The organism is Haloglomus litoreum, assembly GCF_029338515.1.
Taxonomy (GTDB): Archaea; Halobacteriota; Halobacteria; order Halobacteriales; family Haloarculaceae; genus Haloglomus; species Haloglomus litoreum.
Genome location: NZ_CP119988.1, coordinates 1,409,652 through 1,425,133 on the forward strand (window position 1 = coordinate 1,409,652; position 15,482 = coordinate 1,425,133).

The window sequence follows — 15,482 nt, forward strand, 5'->3', positions numbered from 1 at the left end:
GGCGGCCGGCCGCTCAGTCCTCGTCGGGCTCGACGTCGACGCGCCCGTGCATCTCGTTGACCATCAGCGAAGCGTCGTCGATGCTGATGGCATCGAGATCACCCTCGACGTCCTCGTCGTCGAGGAGCCCTCCGGTATCGAACGAATCGTAGTTATCGGGCTCGAACACGTCGGTCTCGCCCCCGTCGAAGATGCGGTCGACGGCATCCCCCTCGAGTTCGCCCTCCGCGTAGTCGTTGCCGTTCTTCGTGATGCTGACTGCCCCTGCGTCGGGGTCGGCGTCGTCGTCGGTGTCGACCAGTTCCACCTGCACGCGGTAGCGGTCGCTCGTCCCAGTCAGCGTCGCGTCCAGGCTGACCCGCTCCTCCGCGTCACAGGTCGCCGTGGCGGCGGCAGCCCACGGCGGCGGTCCCGGGCTCGGCCCGGTGGTCGAGGAGCCGATTCCCAGCAGACACTCGTCGGTCGTCACGGCGTGGCCGTTCGAGAGGTGGAACTGGTCGACCGTCCCGAGGCCCGCGAACCGCTGGTTCGCCGACATGACCGTGTAGACCGGGTTCGAGCCCGATGGCGGCGGGCCGGGGCTGGTCGTCGGGCGGCCGGTGTCAGTCAGCTCGAACCGGACCTTCCTGGCGTCGTCGGCCGGGTCGTCGCCGTCGATGCTCGCGCGGATCCGGACCGGTGAGGACGGGCTGGGCCCCGTGGTGTACTCGAACGTCACCGTCCCGTCGCCGCTGGTGTCGAGTTCCGCGGCCGACAGCATCCCGCTCCCGGACACGGTGTTCAGGTGGACCGCCTCGCCGTTCACGCCGCTCCCCGCGGGGTCGTTGACCCGGGCGGTGAACCGGTAGGTGGTGCTCGGCTCCAGGAGCTTCGCCCGGTCACCCGCGGCCGAGACGTAGGCGGGGGTGGCGGTCGCTGTGTCACCGACGCCGAGGCGGGTGATGCGGAGCTGGTAGGTCGCGCTCCCGGTCGAGTCGAACTCCAGCGTCACCTCGTTCGGCGTCCCGCTCCCCGTGTCCGTGTAGCGCAGCCCCGTCAGCTTCGACTCGTCGGCCACGTACCCGTCCCAGGCCGACTCGGGGAGGTTCGTCGGCAGCGTCAGCGTCGCCGGCGACCCCGTCGCGGTGACGGTCGTGTACCGGGTCGACGTGCTCACGGGCTCGATGTCGACCTTCGCCTGCCGTGCCTGCCGGCGGTACTCGCCCGAGAGGAGCACCAGCTGGATGCGGTTCCCGGAGACGAGTCCGCCGTCGGAGACCAGCCTCAGCTCGCCGTTGTCGAACTCCTTGACGAGCACGCCGTGTTCGAGCCGGTAGGTCGGCTCGGCAGCACGCCGGTACTCCGCCTCGAGCGACAGGAGCCGGGTGTCGAACCGGCGGGTCGACCCGTCCCAGTAGTCCGGGGCGGCCGACGCGCTGAAGCCGCTGAGTGCCACGCCGTCGACCATCCGCTCGCTCGTCGACAGCCGGCTCCGGGGCTCCGGCGGGTTCACCGCCACGGCCCGCGCCGGGTACGATGGCGAGGTCGCCAGCGTCACCGACTGGGTCGTCCCACTGCGGCCCGTCTCCTGCATCGTCTGCTGGAGCGCCTCCATCTCGCTCTCGAGCGCCTGCGAGTGCTCGAACTCGATCCGTTCGTTCTGGTGTGGAACCACGTCGGCCTGGTAGATGGCGAACGTGGTCATCGTCACCGAGAACATCAGCGCGAACCCGAGGACCTGCGTCGAGGCCCGGTCCTCGAACAGCGTCACGGTCGCTCTCCCGGCCCCCGCCCCACCAGGCGGCGGCCCCCGTCCCCGTTTCATCCTTGTGGCCACCATCGGCTCGTGACGGTTAAGCGTAGCGCCGTTCGACCCCCTCGAACCGCCTCACCGGGACGCTGACGGCCTCGAACGTACGTTCAGGTCCTCGGTACCGGCGTGATATATCCGGCTGTTCAAGTGCGGGCCGGCGGCGACAGGCCACGATGGCGGCGCGGTCGACGGTGCCCGCGAGCGTCCGCATCTCCGCTCGCAGCGTCTCGTTGTCCTGGTGCTCGAATCCTCGTTCCGGTGTGGGACCAAGTCGGCCTGGTACAGCGTGAACGACCCGGAGGCCGTCCGAGGTTCGTGAACGCTCAGTCGTCCTGGCGCTTGCGCATCTCCTGGCGGGTGAACTGTGGCTTGGCGCTGATGCCGCTCGGCTCCCGGAACGAGCGGTACAGGAGGAACAGCACGAGTCCGCCGGCGACCCCCGGCGCGACCGCCGAGACGGGTGTCGCGAAGGCGTAGAGGATGGCCGTCGAGAGCACCGTCCCCGTCAGCAGCAGTCCCAGCACGAGCCGTCGGGCGAGGGTGTCGAAGACCGCCTCCTCGTCCGAGACGGTCGCCTCGACCTCGAGGTCGCCGCGGTTGATGCGGTCGAGCGCGTCCTCCAGTTTCGGGGGGGTTCGGACCGCGGCGCGGGCGGCGTCGTTGACCTCCTCGGCGCGCTCGGTGAGGAACTCCCGGACGCTGGCCTGGACGTACCCCTCCTGCCGGAGGTAGTCGGTGGCGACTTCGATGAAGTCGAAGTCCGGGTCCAGCGTCACGCAGACACCCTCGACGACCGTCGCCACGCGCAGGACGAGCGCCAGGTTCGGCGGCAGCCGGAGCGGGAACTCGTAGATGGTGTCCTCGACCTGCTCGACGATCTGCTGGACGCGGTACTGCTCGATGTCCTCGCCGCGGGCGTCGGCGATGGCCAGCTCCATCACGTCGGCCATCACCTCGCGGTCGGCCTCGGGCGACAACGTCCCGAGCTCGATGAGCGTATCGAGGATGGCGTCGATGTCCTGGTCCGCGACGGCGATGTAGAAGTCGACGATCTTGTCCTGGACGAAGGCGTCGACCCGGCCGGACATCCCGAAGTCGTAGAACACGAGCGTCCCGTCGTCCTGCACGGCGAGGTTGCCGGGATGGGGGTCGGCGTGGAAGGTGCCGTCCGTGACGAGCATCTTCAGGTAGGCGCGCTGGAGCGTCTCCGCCAGCGCCGTCCGGTCGAGGCCGCGCTCGTCCAGTCCCTCCACGTCGGAGATCTTCGTCCCGGGGACGTACTCCATCGTCAGCACCCGGCCCGTGGAGCGCTCGGCGTCGACCGCCGGGATGCGGACCGCGGGCTCGTCGGCGAAGTTCGCGCGGATCTCCTCCAGCATCCCCCGTTCGCGTTCGTAGTCCATCTCCTCGCGGATGGTCTTCGCGAACTCGTCGGCGAGCGTCCGCATCGAGAACGAGCGGGCCTGGTCGATGAACCGCATCAGGATGGGCAGCGAGAACGTGATGACCCGGAGGTCGGCCTCGACCAGGGACTCGATGCCCGGCCGCCGGACCTTCACCGCGACCTCGCGGCGGCCGTCGGGGCTCCCCGCGACCGGTTCCGGGACCGTCGCCGTGTACACCTGTCCGAGCGAGGCCCCGCTGATGGGGTCAGTGTCGAACGACTCGAACGCCTCGTCGACGGGCCCCAGGTCCTCCTCGATGACCGGGCGAACGGCCTCCCAGTCGGCCGGCGGGACACGGTCCTGCAGTTGCTCGAACTCGTCGATGTACTCCGGCGGGAGGATGTCCGGCCGGGTCGAGAGGATCTGCCCGAGCTTGATGAACGTCGGGCCCAGCGTCAGCAGCGAGTCCAGCAGCTTCCGGGCCCGGCGGCGACGCGTCTCGGCGTCGACCTGCCGGGCTCGCCCGAACAGGAGGAACCGCCGCCGGTCTCGGGCGTACGCCAGCAGGAGCGGCAGGAACTGGTAGACGACGACGGGGAACCGGCGGTACGCGCGGAGGTTCACCACGCGCTTACGCGTCCTCGACAGGCACCCGCGTCTCGCCCGCCGCGCCCCGCTTCGGGAGCGTCACCGTGAGGACACCCCGGTTCATGGAGGCGGTGGCGCCCTCGTCGCCGGCGTTCGGCGGCAGCGGCAGCTCGGCGTCCAGGAACAGCGACCGGCCCTCCTCCAGGTACGAGAACTCCGCGGGGACGTCCTTGGCCCGACGGGCCTCGATGCGGAGGCGCCCGCCGTCGATGGAGACGTCCACCGTGTCCGCCGTGGCGCCGGGCAGGTCCATCACGACGCGGTGGGCATCGTCGCTCTCGAGCAGGTCCGCGAACACCGTCTCCGGGAGCTCGCGCAGGGCCTCGCGGAACGCGTTCATGCCCAGAGGTACGGCTCCGGGGGCGAAAAAGGCCCCGGAGCCGGAACCGCGCCACCGACCCGCCCGTGGCGGCTCCGCACGTCCGGAACGCCCGTTCCAGCCCCGCGACGATGCAGGGGCGGCTCCCGGTGTCGTCCGTGCGAATGGATACCAAGTGGCCAGAAGGTACTTAGAGAACCGGCAGTAATCGCTGGTTGATCACGGATGAGCACCTACACCGCGGCGGGCGACCGCATGGCGGCCGACGGCCGGGCGGTGGTGCTGGTGCGGAACGGAACGACAGAGCCCCGGAGCGCGACGGTCGTCATCGACGGCGCCGAGTCCGCGACACGGCACGCCGCCCTCTCGCCCGGCGAGGTCGGTGTCGTCGCGGCCCCCGCCACCGGCCAGGTCGTCGCCGCGGTCCACACGGACGACGCCTCGGCCTCGTTCTCGTTCGACCCCGAAACGGCGTCGGCGCCGCCCCTGTTCGCGCTCCGTCCGGGCGGGGTCCTCGTCTCGTCGGGGTGACACCGTCACCGCGCCGGGGCCCGGCCCGGCTCCGCGAGTGTCACTCACCGAGCGTGACGGCCTCGTGAGCGGCGTTCCGCAGCGCGTCCGAGCGACCGTGGGTCCCCGGGGCGATGGCCAGCGTCCGGCAGCCGCGCCGGGCCGCCAGCTCCAGGACGGGCTTGAAATCGGTGTCCCGGGAGGCGACCGCGAGCACGTCGCAGTCGCCGTCGGTGACGGTCGTGGCGGCGTCCACGGCGAGCTTCACGTCCACGTCCCCGCTGGTGATGACGACCTCGTACCCCCGGGCCTCGGCGGCCTGGATGAGCCCCGAGGAGGCCTGCTCGTCGAGGTAGACGCGGGTGATGACGGGCCGCCCCATCGCGGCGGCGGCCGCCCGGACCTCGTCGAGGTCCGTGTCGAACTCGCTCCGGAGGACGTTCGGACCGTCGACGAACAGCGCGACGCGGTCCGTGCCGCCGCCGAACAGTCCGTCGAGGAGTCCCATCGCCGACGGATGCGGGACGGGTGGGCATAGCGCTGGCGGTCCCCCGGCGGCGCGGGCCCGCCCCCAACCCACCGTGTCGCCGCGCGGTCGTCGTGTTCGACCATCCTTATGGGGGCGCCCCGAACAGGACCCCCAATGGCAGCCGCGCTTCCGCCGGCGCCGGTCGTCACCGCCTCCGAGTTCCTCGTTCTCGTCCAGGAGAGCGGTGGCGCCATCATCGAGGAGACGCTCATCCAGCTCCTGCCCGTCTTCATCATCGCCGCCGGGGTCGGTATCTTCGTCGCCAAGGTCGGCCGGTTCCCCTACACTATCGCCCTCCTGCTGACCGGCCTCGTGCTGTCGGTCCTCGCCACGACGACCGGCCAGTTCGGCCGGCTCATCGACATCCGGCTCTCGGACGAGCTCATCTTCCTCGTCCTGCTCCCGCCGCTGCTGTTCGAGGGCGCCGCGACGACCGACCTCGAACGCCTCCGGCGCAACATCGTCCCGGTCCTGACGCTCGCGGTCCTCGGCCTCGCCATCGCCGTCGTCCTGCTGGGGGTCGTCGGGACCTACGTCTTCGGCGCGGTCGCGCCCGGGTTCACGCTGCTGCTCGCGCTGCTGTTCGCCTCGATGGCCCTCCCGACCGACCCGGTGAGCGTGCTGGCCCTGTTCGAGGAACTGGGTGCGCCCGAGCGCCTGAGCGTCCTCGTCGAGGGGGAGAGCCTCGTCAACGACGGCGTCGGCGTCGTCCTGTTCTCGACGTTCCTCGTCCTCGTCGAGGAGGGGGCGCCGACGAGTCGGCTGTTCGACCCGGCCGAGATCGCCCGCATCGTGCTCGACGTCGCCGTCGTCTCGCTGGGTGGGCTGCTGGTGGGACTCCTGACGGGCTACGCCGTCTACAGCGTGATGCGCGAACTCGACGAGCACATGACCGAGATCGTCCTCACGTTCGTGCTCGCGTACGGGTCGTTCGTCCTGGCCGAGCACTACCTCCACGTCTCGGGCGTCATCGCCACGGTCGTTGCCGGCCTGTTCATCGGCAACCGCGGCGCCGACTACGCGATGAGCCCGCAGACGAAGGTCAGCATCTTCAACTCGCTGGAGACAGCCGCCTTCCTCGTCAACACGTTCATCTTCATCATGATCGGCGTGACGACGCCGGTCGATACGCTGGCCGCCCACGGCCGGCTCATCCTGCTCGCCATCCCGCTCGTCCTCCTCGTCCGCGCGGCCATCGTCTACCCGCTCACGGCGCTCACCAACCAGTTCGTCGAGCCGACGGTCTCGACCGCGTACCAGCACGTCCTCGTCTGGGGTGGCCTCCACGGCTCCATCCCCATCGCGCTGGTCCTGGGCCTGCCGCGCACGCTGGCGTCGGGCGCGCCGTTCCCGCTCCGCGAGGAACTCCGCGCGATGGTGTTCGGCGTCGCGGCGTTCTCGCTGGTCGTCCAGGGCCTGACGATGTCGAACCTGCTCGACCGGCTCGGCGTCGTCACCCGCTCGGAGGCGACGGAGCTGTACGAACTCCTCCTCGGGCGCGCCCGAGCGGTGGACGAGGCGCTGGAGGCCGCCGAGCGACTCCACGCCGCCGGCGAGATCCCCGACGCGGTGTACGAGGACTTCACCGCCGAGTACGAGCGCGAGAAGGCGGACCTGAACCGTACCATCTCGGCGCTCCTGAGCGAGCAGCCGGACCTCGCACGGGAACAGCTGCTCGCGGGCGAGCGGCAGGTGCTCCAGCACGAGAAGTCCGCCATCATGGACGCCATGCGCAGGGGCGTCGTCAGCGACGACGTCGGCGAGCGGTTGCTGGAGGAGACCGACCTGAAACTCGACCGCGTCCGCGACGGGGAGAGCACTGTCGCCGGCTCCGAGGAGGGGTACACGGAGTTCTGGCGCCAGCGCGCGGCGGAGTACGGCCTCGAGTCCGAACTGGAGGCCGAGGCGGCCGAGGAGGCGGCCCTCAAGGGAGGCCCCGACGGCGAGGACGCCGAGACCGACCCTGGGGACGAGGCGTGAGCGGACTCCCTACGTCGCCGTGTAGCCGCCGTCGTTGAGGTAGACCGCGCCCGTACAGTACGCCGAGGCCGGCGAGGCCAGGAACAGCGCGAGTCCCTTCAGGTCCTCCGGGTAGCCCAGTCGGCCGAGTGCGGTCTCCCGGCGCATCTGGTCCTGGACCGGCTCCATCCCGGGAGCGTCCTCGCGGAGCATCCCGCCGCCGATGCCCGTGTGGATCCAGCCCGGCGCGATGGCGTTGACGCGGATGTCCGGCCCGAGTTCGACCGCGGCCTGCTTCGTGAACTGGACGACGCCGCCCTTCGAGGCGACGTAGGCCGAGAGGCCGGGCGTCTCCGTTCCCACGAGGCCCAGCACCGAGGCCGTCGTGACGATGCGGCCGCCTCCGTCGTCCTTCATCGCCGCGGCCGCCTCGCGCACCGTGAGGAAGACGCCGTCCAGGTTCACGTCCATCACCTCGCGCCAGTGCTCCAGCGACTGGCTGTGGACAGGGTTGAACAGCCGCCCGATACCGGCGTTGGCGAAGGCCACGTCCAGCCCGCCGAAGGCGTCGACCGTCGCGTCGACGGTGTCGCGCACGTCGTCCTCGTCGGTCACGTCGCACGCGATTGCACGCACGTCCGCGCCCGTCGCGTCCGCGATGTCGCTGGCGACGGACTCGGCGCCCTCGGCATCGATGTCCGCGAGCATCACGTCGGCGCCGGCCTCGGCGCACGCCTCGGCGTACGCCGTCCCGATGCCGCTGGCCCCACCGGTGACGAGCACCGCGTCGCCGTCGAGCGAGAAGGCCGCCAGTACACCGTCCGCTGCCGGAACGTCGTCTCGTTCCATGCGTCGCCCTCGGGTGCCCGGGGTTTGGTCGTTTGGCCGCGGATGCGCGGGTCGGGGTCAGGGTCGGGTGCGGGCCCAGGCCGCGCCGGCGGCGACGACGAGCAGGCTGCCGACCACCAGCGGAGCCACCACCAACAGCGGGTGCCACGGTTCGCAGCCGTCGCAGTTGACCTGCGCGGCGACGGTGAGGTGCGTGTACGCACCGTAGCCGGCCACCGCGGCACCGAGCAGTCCGAGGAGCCAGGAGAGCAGGCGGCTCCGGGTCAGGGGGCTGTCGCCGTTCGCGTCCGGGGTCGGCGTCTCGGCCATTGCCGGGTCCACGACACGCGACGGAAAAGGCCTTCTCCAGACACGAACAGCCGCTCGGGTGACGATGCGGACGGACCGGGCTCCGGACGACCCGTCGACGGCGCGCGCGAGGACGGAGTCGCCGGTCCGGCCGCCCGCGAGCGGAACCGATTTGCCTCCGGGCGGTGTCGGCGGCGATATGCCGCTTCGAACGCCGCCCCTCCGTGCGCTACACGCCGACCGGGGCGCGAAGTTCACCGAGTTCGGCGGGTGGGACATGCCCGTCGAGTTCGACTCCATCAGGACCGAACACGACGCCGTCCGCGAGTCGGCGGGACTGTTCGACGTCTCGCACATGGGCGAGATCGTCGTCAGCGGCCCCGACGCGACGGCGCTCACGGACCGCCTCGTCACCAACGACGTGGCCGCGTTGGACCCCGGCCAGGCCGTCTACGCCGCCATCACGGACGCGGACGGTGTCATGCACGACGACACCGTCGTCTATCGCCTCCCCAAGGACGAGACGCACCGTGCGGCGGATGAGGCGCCGGCGTACCTGTTCGTCCCGAACGCCGGCCACGACGAGTGGGCCCACGGGCGCTGGTGCGACTACCGCGACGAGTGGGGGCTGGAGGCGACCGTCGAGAACGTCACCGACGACTGGGCCATGTTCGCCCTGCAGGGGCCCGACGCCGAGGCGCACCTGCGGGACGTGGCCGACGGCAGTTCGCCGGACCTCGGCCGGTTCGAGATGACCGGCGACGCCGTCGCCGGCGTCGACTGTCTCATCGCCCGCACCGGCTACACCGGCGAGGACGGCTTCGAACTGCTCGTCCCGTGGGGCAAGGCGGAGATCGTCTGGGCCGCGCTCACGGGAGTCGACGGCGACGACGGCGAGGATGAGGGCTCGGGTGCCCAGCCCTGCGGGCTCGGCGCGCGCGACACGCTCCGCATCGAGGCCGGCTTCCTCCTCGCGGGCCAGGACTTCCACCCCGAGGACGAGCCCCGGAACCCCTACGAGGCCGGCATCGGCTTCGTCGTCAAGCTGGACACCGAGTTCGTGGGTCGGGACGCCCTCGAACGGGTCGACGCGGAGGGCGTGGACGAGCAGTTCGTCGGCTTCCGGCTGGTCGAGCGCGGCGTCCCCCGGAACGGCTACGACATCACCAACACGGACGGGAAGGTCATCGGGACCGTCACCTCGGGCACGATGAGCCCGACGCTGGACGAACCCATCGGGATGGGCTACGTCCCGGTCGACTACGCCGACCCCGGGACGACGATCCGGGTCGTGGTGCGCGGCCAGCAGAAGAAGGCTCGCGTGCAGACGCTACCCTTCCTGAACGGATAGATTTCTAGCAATTGGGGATTTTGATTGTTAGGGCGCGCTTTAAGAATATTATCTCTATATTAATCGAAAATGTCTGTGTTAGATGGCTTATAATTACGAAACACAGAAACAGCTACGAAGCCCTCGCGCTCTCGACCACCCGCGGCTCGCTGCGCTCCTCGCTTCGGTCGCTTCGCTCCCTTCGCTGCGGTGCTTACCTCGCCGGGGGTGGGTCGAGAGCGCTCGCCCTTCGATTCCGCCAGGAGATTCCCGCCCCGGCCGAGCGTTCGCGCGTGGTGGTTCCAGCGGAGCACTAGCGTCCCCACACCTCCCCGCGCTCGCGCCGAAGTGTTCCGACCCCCTCGCTTCGCTCGGGGTCTCCACAGCGGGGGCGCGAGCGCGCTTCCTGGTCTCGGAACCAGCCGGGCGACGCAGCTGCTCGCCTGGTGTGTGCTCCCTCCGTCAGTCCAACTGGCGCGCGCTGGTGGTCGGCACCTGCCCCTCACGAGCGGCTTCATGCCGCGAGCACCACGGGCGGGTGCCGACCATCTCTAAGCGCGCGAGGGTCGAGAAGCGCAGCGCTAGCGAGCATCGGAGACGGCTGGGGAGGAACGAGGCCTACGGACCCGACTGACGAACCATCCTGGCGGACTTCCGAAGGTGAGCCGAGCGCAGCGAGCGAGAAGCCGTCAGAGCTCGTCTCTGACGGAAGTCGAGCGGGTGAGGGCTTCGGGAGCAGTCTCGCTGTGGTCGCACGCGCCTGAACCAGAGGACGGGTGAGGGATTCGGTAGCGATTGCGTCGATTTCGGACACACGGAGCGCGACGCGCCCGCGGAGTTATTTGCCGACGATTTTATCCGACGAGAACGCTCGATATGCTGTATGAACCGCCCCCATCGGCCGATGGAGCCCTCCAGCGGGTCCGCCTGGTTCCTCGGATTCCTCGGGTTCCTCGTCCTCGGCGTCGCCGTGGCGGCCGTGATGGCGAGTACCGACTCGGCCGGCGCCGTCTTCGCGTTCGTCGTGGTGGTGGTCGCAGTCTCTGCGGGACTCCTCCACCGGTACGCCGGGTCCTGACCGGTGGCTGCCAGGCACCGTCCCCCGAACCACAGCCTACGTCAGGTGTTACCCACGACTACACTCGTGGGCTTGTCAGTGGACTTCCGGTCTGTCCACTACTCGTGGTAGGCGAAAAGTCGCCGTTCCCGTTCAGCGTCCCTGACTTCAGGGCCACCTGACAGTTGGCCCGTCCAGCGCCAGACTTGAGCCACCGCTGGACTAACTTCCACGCCACGTTCCGCGCCGCGTTGTAATCTGCGTGCAATTTCTTCCCACAGTTCATGCACTCGAACTCGTTCCCGTCACGATTGTCCTCGTGCGTGAACCCGCACTCCGAGTGACTGCACCGCTGGCTCGTGTACTGCGGTGTCACGTCATCTACAAGCATACCGTACTCTTCGGCCTTGTACACGACGAATTCCTGAAGTTTGTTGAACGCCCACTGCTGGAACTTCTTCCCGTTCGAGATACGACTTCGAATCTGCTTCAAGTTCTCGAACGCGAGAGCGTCACAGTCGAACCGACGAGCTTCCAGCACGATGGCGAGCGCGATTCGATGCAAGTAATCCTCGCTCCAGTTGGCGAACGAGCTGCCAATACGTTGAATCGTGAGATGCGCCGAGCGCGTCCCCGTTTCTTGCAGGCCACCGCGAACGCGCTCGTACTCGTCGCGCTTGTGGTTCAAGAAATCAGCGTTGCCGTAGAACGCGCCCGTACTCGTGACCGCCAAGTACCCGTTGACGTTCAGGTCGACGCCGAGAACCGTTCCGTTCTCGACTGCCGACGGATTCGTCTCCGGTTCCTTCTGGAAGTTCACGTGCAAGTAATACGTCCCGTCGCGCTCGTGGAGTGTCGCGCTCGATTTTTCCCACGCGTCGGCCTCCCAGTACGTCTCGAAGGGCGTTCCCTCCTGATCGTCGGGGAAGACGTACTCGGCGGTCACCCGGCCGTCCGTGGTGGACAGCGTGCAGTGGTCGTCGTTGAACGTGATGGTGCGCCGGTCGTAGACGACCACGCTCCCGCGGAACGTGGGTTTGCTGATGTCTTGGTCTTCCTCGAAGTAGAGCTCTTTGCACGAGGAGAGAGCTTCTGCCGCGAGCGACCGGGCGGCTTGGACGTGGTTAGCGGTGAGGTCGGTTGCCTCACGCACGTCGTGGTACGTGGCGTCGTTGAGCGTGGATTTGCTCGTCTCGATGTTGGCTGGTGTGTCGCTCCACCCGTAGTCAGCGACATGTTGTGCTGCCTGTCGGAATTGGTCGAACGTCTCGCCGAGTCGGCTCTCGCCGTCTTCGTCGAGTACGTCGAGTTTGACCTGACAGTCCCGATTCAGTACCACGTCTCAAATCCTGGAAATCTGTTATTTATTTGTTTCGGGTCGGGTTGGAGAGTCGGACTGCTGTTGTTCGCGGGTAGCGTAAGTGGAGTGTTGACTTCCCCAGCAGCTGAAGCCGTGGGTTTCCGTCTCGAAATATCTATCCCCTGCCCACACAACCCCCGCGTATGAGCTTCGAGGTGCCCGAGGACTGCCGGTATCTGGAGACCCACGAGTGGGTCCGGCTGGAGGATGGAACTGCCCGCGTCGGCATCTCCGACTTCGCACAGGACGAACTCGGCGACGTCGTCTTCGTCGAACTCCCCGCCGAGGGCGACACTGTCACCCAGGAGGCCGACTTCGGCGTCATCGAGTCCATCAAGGCGGTCTCGGACCTGTACGCGCCCGTCTCCGGGACCGTCGCGGCCGCCAACGAGCGGCTCGTCGACGAGCCGGAACTCGTCAACGAGGACCCGTTCGGTGACGGCTGGATGCTCGAACTGGAGGACGTCGACGAGGGCGAACTGGACGCGCTGCTGTCGCCAGACGAGTACCGCGACCAGATCGAGTAGCGGCCGCCGCCGGCCTGAACGCACGGTCACGTCACCAGCCGAACCGAAGGGGTTGTTATCGCCGGACCGTAATCCCGGACAACCCGATGTTCACGCCGCCGACCGACTCTCGATTCGCGGGGGGACCCGATGCGTAGCGACGAGCGCGGCAGCCCGTTCGCACCGCACACCGCCGAGGAGACCGAGGCGATGCTCGACGCCGTCGGCGTCGCCGACGAGGAGGCGCTGTTCGACGTGCCCGACGCCGTCCGGTTCGACGGCGAGTTCGGCATCGAGCCCCGAAGTGAGCGCGCCGTCCGCGAGGAGGTGGGCGCGACCCTCGCGCGCAACGAGGACCTGACCGAGTTCCTCGGTCGCGGGCACTACGCCCACTACGTCCCGTCGATGGTCGCGCATCTCTCGGACCGCTCGGAGTTCCTGACCAGTTACACGCAGTACCAGCCGGAGGTGGCACAGGGGTTCCTGCAGGCCTTGTTCGAGTACCAGTCGATGCTGGTCGAGCTGACCGGGCTCCCGGTGGCGAACTGTTCGATGTACGACGCGGCGACGGCGCTGGGCGAGGCCGCCACGCTCGCGAGTCGCGTGCGCCAGACCACGGGGACGCGCGTGCTGGTGCCCGAGCATCTCCAGGAGGGCCGGCGCGCGGTGCTGGAGAACTACATCACCGGGAGCGACCTCACGGTCGAGTCGTATCCGATGGCCGACGGTAACGCCGACCTGGACGCGCTCGCAGAGCAGGTCGACGACGAGACGGTGCTGCTGTACGCCGAGAACCCGACCGTCCGGGGCTGCATCGAGGAGTCGCTGGCCGACCTCGGGACGCTGGCCGACGAGCACGAGGCGCTGTTCACGCTGGGCTCGGACCCCGTCGCGCTCTCCGTGCTGGAAGCGCCCGCCGAGGTGGGCGCCGACGTGGTCGTCGGCGACTGCTCGCTCGGGCTGCCGACGGCGTACGGGATGGGGCTGGGCCTGTTCGCCTGCCGGGAGGAGTTCCTCCGGCAGGTCCCCGGCCGGCTGGTCGGGGCGAGCGAGGACGATGCCGGCCGGCGGGCGTACACGCTCACGCTCCAGACGCGCGAACAGCACATCCGCCGGGAGCGTGCCACCTCCAACATCTGTACGAATCAGGCGTGGGTGGCGCTCCGCGCGGCGATGCACGTCGCCTCGCTGGGGCCCGGCGGCCTGCGCGAGCTGGCCAACGACTGTGTGCGGTACGCCCGCGACCTCGCGGCCGAGCTGGACGACGTGGTCGGCCTGCGGGCGCCGGTCCACGACCGCCACCACCTGCGCGAGTTCACCGTCCGGACCGACCAGCCCGCCGGTGCCGTCGCGGCGGACCTCGCCGCGGAGGGCTTCGCGGTCCACACGCTGGACGACCACCTGCTGCAGGTCTGCGTGACCGACGCGAACGCCGACGCGACCGACGACCTCGTCGCTGCGTTCGAGGAGGTGGCCCGATGATCTTCGACCAGGCACGCTGGACGGACGACGACGGCGAGCGCTACGAACCGCTGCTCTCGGAGAAGCGCTCGCGCGAGGTCGAGCCGAGCGACGACGACCCGCTGCCCGACGACCTCACGCGCGAGTCGCTGGAACTCCCCGACGCCTCCGAGCCGGAACTGGCCCGCCACTACACCCGGCTCTCGGAGATGAACTACGGCGTCGAGAGCGGGCCCTTCCCGCTCGGGTCCTGTACGATGAAGTACAACCCGAAGTTCACCGAGGACATCGCGGCCGACCCCGCGGGCCACGTCCACCCGGACCGGCCAGACGGGTCGGTGCAGGGCGTCCTCGAACTGCAGTACCGCCTGCAGGACTACCTCGGCCGCATCGGCGGGATGGACGCCGTGACGCTCCAGCCCCCGGCCGGCGCCGCGGGCGAGTTCGCGGGCATCCTCGTCGCGAAGGCGTACCACGAATCGCGCGACGACGACCGCAGCGAGGTCGTCATCCCCGACTCCGCCCACGGGACCAACTTCGCCAGCGCGGCGATGGCGGGCTACGACGTGGTGAACCTCCCCTCCGGTGACGACGGCCGCGTGAATCTGGAGGCACTGGAGGCGGCGCTGTCGGAGGAGACGGCGGCGCTGATGCTGACGAACCCGAACACGCTGGGCCTGTTCGAGCGCGACATCGAGCGGATCGCCGAACTGGTCCACGACGTGGGGGGCCTGCTCTACTACGACGGGGCGAACCTGAACGCGCTGCTCGGCCGGGTCCGCCCCGGCGACATGGGCTTCGACGTGATGCACTACAACGTCCACAAGACGTTCGCCACGCCCCACGGCGGCGGCGGCCCCGGCGCGGGCCCGGTCGGCGTCGTCGAGGAACTCCGCGAGTTCCTGCCGGACCCGCACGTGCGCGCGGTCGAGGACGATGATGCCGACGGCGGGACGCGCTACGAGACCTACACCCCCGAGCGGTCCGTCGGGAAGGTCCACGGCTACCAGGGCAACTGGCTCGTCCTCGAGAAGGCCTACGCGTACATCGCGCGCCTGGGCGACCCCGGGCTCGCGGACGCCAGCGCGAAGGCCGTCCTCAACGCGAACTACCTCGCCGAGCAGGTCGAGTACGAGACGCCGTTCGGCCCGTTCCACCACGAGTTCGTCGCGAGCGCCGGCGAGCAGGACGCCGCCGACGCGGCCAAGCGGATGCTGGACTACGGGGTCCACCCGCCGACGACGAAGTGGCCGGAGATCGTCAGCGAGGCGCTGATGACCGAGCCCACGGAGGTCGAGAGCCGCCGGACGCTCGACCAGCTCGCCGACGCGTTCAACGCCGTCCACGCCGAGGACGACGAGACCCTGGAGGCCGCGCCGGAGCGGACCGCGGCCCGACGCATCGACCAGGTGACTGCGGCCCGCGAACCGCGGCTCTCCTGGCAGGCGCTGGACCGCGAGGAGTGAGCCGATAGCCCCCTGTTCTCTGA

14 protein-coding genes are annotated in these 15,482 nt (G+C 69.4%); 7 read left to right on the forward strand and 7 right to left on the reverse strand.

Going from position 1 to position 15,482, the window contains the following annotated elements; translation table 11 throughout:
* Window positions 1-13: 13 nt before the first annotated feature.
* From P2T62_RS06925 to P2T62_RS06935, 3 genes are all read right to left on the reverse strand, one after another.
* Window positions 14-1,750 (reverse strand): hypothetical protein, encoded by a 1,737-nt coding sequence (locus tag P2T62_RS06925; protein WP_276260669.1) that lies wholly within the window; start codon window positions 1,748-1,750, stop codon window positions 14-16.
* Between the two features lie 365 nt (window positions 1,751-2,115).
* The gene (locus P2T62_RS06930) at window positions 2,116-3,801 is read right to left on the reverse strand and encodes an ABC1 kinase family protein (protein WP_276261582.1); all 1,686 of its coding nucleotides are present in this window, start codon (window positions 3,799-3,801) and stop codon (window positions 2,116-2,118) included.
* A gap of 7 nt (window positions 3,802-3,808) precedes the next feature.
* The gene (locus P2T62_RS06935; RefSeq protein ID WP_276260670.1) at window positions 3,809-4,165 is read right to left on the reverse strand and encodes an Hsp20/alpha crystallin family protein; all 357 of its coding nucleotides are present in this window, start codon (window positions 4,163-4,165) and stop codon (window positions 3,809-3,811) included.
* A 204-nt stretch (window positions 4,166-4,369) separates the two neighbouring features.
* On the opposite strand from P2T62_RS06935, the gene P2T62_RS06940 reads away from it, so the two are divergent.
* Window positions 4,370-4,675 carry a hypothetical protein gene (locus P2T62_RS06940; protein ID WP_276260671.1) on the forward strand — a complete coding sequence of 102 codons (306 nt, stop codon included), beginning with the start codon at window positions 4,370-4,372 and terminating at the stop codon, window positions 4,673-4,675.
* A 40-nt stretch (window positions 4,676-4,715) separates the two neighbouring features.
* Here P2T62_RS06940 and P2T62_RS06945 read toward each other — a convergent pair whose 3' ends face one another.
* Window positions 4,716-5,162, reverse strand: coding sequence for an NYN domain-containing protein (locus tag P2T62_RS06945; RefSeq protein ID WP_276260672.1), 447 nt, complete (start codon window positions 5,160-5,162; stop codon window positions 4,716-4,718).
* A gap of 135 nt (window positions 5,163-5,297) precedes the next feature.
* Here P2T62_RS06945 and P2T62_RS06950 point away from each other — a divergent pair, with 135 nt between their 5' ends.
* Window positions 5,298-7,163 (forward strand): Na+/H+ antiporter, encoded by a 1,866-nt coding sequence (locus P2T62_RS06950; protein ID WP_276260673.1) that lies wholly within the window; start codon window positions 5,298-5,300, stop codon window positions 7,161-7,163.
* Window positions 7,164-7,172: 9 nt separating this feature from the next.
* Here the strand turns inward: P2T62_RS06950 and P2T62_RS06955 are convergent, their stop codons facing one another.
* Both P2T62_RS06955 and P2T62_RS06960 read right to left on the reverse strand, forming a co-directional pair.
* Window positions 7,173-7,991 (reverse strand): SDR family NAD(P)-dependent oxidoreductase, encoded by an 819-nt coding sequence (locus tag P2T62_RS06955; protein WP_276260674.1) that lies wholly within the window; start codon window positions 7,989-7,991, stop codon window positions 7,173-7,175.
* 57 nt (window positions 7,992-8,048) lie between these two features.
* Window positions 8,049-8,300 carry a hypothetical protein gene (locus P2T62_RS06960; RefSeq protein ID WP_276260675.1) on the reverse strand — a complete coding sequence of 84 codons (252 nt, stop codon included), beginning with the start codon at window positions 8,298-8,300 and terminating at the stop codon, window positions 8,049-8,051.
* A gap of 178 nt (window positions 8,301-8,478) precedes the next feature.
* Between P2T62_RS06960 and gcvT the strand changes: the two genes are divergently transcribed.
* Window positions 8,479-9,630 carry a glycine cleavage system aminomethyltransferase GcvT gene (gcvT, locus tag P2T62_RS06965; protein ID WP_276260676.1) on the forward strand — a complete coding sequence of 384 codons (1,152 nt, stop codon included), beginning with the start codon at window positions 8,479-8,481 and terminating at the stop codon, window positions 9,628-9,630.
* Between the two features lie 862 nt (window positions 9,631-10,492).
* A complete protein-coding gene (locus P2T62_RS06970; protein ID WP_276260677.1) occupies window positions 10,493-10,687 on the forward strand; it encodes a hypothetical protein in 195 nt (64 codons plus the stop codon).
* A gap of 58 nt (window positions 10,688-10,745) precedes the next feature.
* Here the strand turns inward: P2T62_RS06970 and P2T62_RS06975 are convergent, their stop codons facing one another.
* On the reverse strand, window positions 10,746-12,005 hold the full coding sequence (locus tag P2T62_RS06975; RefSeq protein WP_276260678.1) for an RNA-guided endonuclease InsQ/TnpB family protein: 1,260 nt from the start codon (window positions 12,003-12,005) through the stop codon (window positions 10,746-10,748).
* 164 nt (window positions 12,006-12,169) lie between these two features.
* Here P2T62_RS06975 and gcvH point away from each other — a divergent pair, with 164 nt between their 5' ends.
* The 3 genes from gcvH to gcvPB all read left to right on the forward strand — a co-directional run bounded on the left by gcvH (window position 12,170) and on the right by gcvPB (window position 15,459).
* A complete protein-coding gene (gcvH, locus tag P2T62_RS06980) occupies window positions 12,170-12,553 on the forward strand; it encodes a glycine cleavage system protein GcvH (RefSeq protein WP_276260679.1) in 384 nt (127 codons plus the stop codon).
* Between the two features lie 129 nt (window positions 12,554-12,682).
* The gene (gene gcvPA, locus P2T62_RS06985; RefSeq protein ID WP_276260680.1) at window positions 12,683-14,014 is read left to right on the forward strand and encodes an aminomethyl-transferring glycine dehydrogenase subunit GcvPA; all 1,332 of its coding nucleotides are present in this window, start codon (window positions 12,683-12,685) and stop codon (window positions 14,012-14,014) included.
* Entirely contained in the window at window positions 14,011-15,459 is a 1,449-nt protein-coding gene (gcvPB, locus tag P2T62_RS06990; RefSeq protein WP_276260681.1) for an aminomethyl-transferring glycine dehydrogenase subunit GcvPB, read from the forward strand. The genes gcvPA and gcvPB overlap by 4 nt, the downstream gene beginning before the upstream one ends.
* The last annotated feature ends 23 nt before the right edge of the window (window positions 15,460-15,482 follow it).

Bases quoted from the DNA above. Each gene is read 5' to 3' on its own strand.
- P2T62_RS06935 (WP_276260670.1), bottom strand. From the start codon at position 4,165: ATGAACGCGTTCCGCGAGGCCCTGCGCGAGCTCCCGGAGACGGTGTTC.
- P2T62_RS06940 (WP_276260671.1), top strand. From the start codon at position 4,370: ATGAGCACCTACACCGCGGCGGGCGACCGCATGGCGGCCGACGGCCGG.
- P2T62_RS06945 (WP_276260672.1), bottom strand. From the start codon at position 5,162: ATGGGACTCCTCGACGGACTGTTCGGCGGCGGCACGGACCGCGTCGCG.
- P2T62_RS06950 (WP_276260673.1), top strand. From the start codon at position 5,298: ATGGCAGCCGCGCTTCCGCCGGCGCCGGTCGTCACCGCCTCCGAGTTC.
- P2T62_RS06955 (WP_276260674.1), bottom strand. From the start codon at position 7,991: ATGGAACGAGACGACGTTCCGGCAGCGGACGGTGTACTGGCGGCCTTC.
- P2T62_RS06960 (WP_276260675.1), bottom strand. From the start codon at position 8,300: ATGGCCGAGACGCCGACCCCGGACGCGAACGGCGACAGCCCCCTGACC.
- gcvT (WP_276260676.1), top strand. From the start codon at position 8,479: ATGCCGCTTCGAACGCCGCCCCTCCGTGCGCTACACGCCGACCGGGGC.
- P2T62_RS06970 (WP_276260677.1), top strand. From the start codon at position 10,493: ATGAACCGCCCCCATCGGCCGATGGAGCCCTCCAGCGGGTCCGCCTGG.
- gcvH (WP_276260679.1), top strand. From the start codon at position 12,170: ATGAGCTTCGAGGTGCCCGAGGACTGCCGGTATCTGGAGACCCACGAG.
- gcvPA (WP_276260680.1), top strand. From the start codon at position 12,683: ATGCGTAGCGACGAGCGCGGCAGCCCGTTCGCACCGCACACCGCCGAG.
- gcvPB (WP_276260681.1), top strand. From the start codon at position 14,011: ATGATCTTCGACCAGGCACGCTGGACGGACGACGACGGCGAGCGCTAC.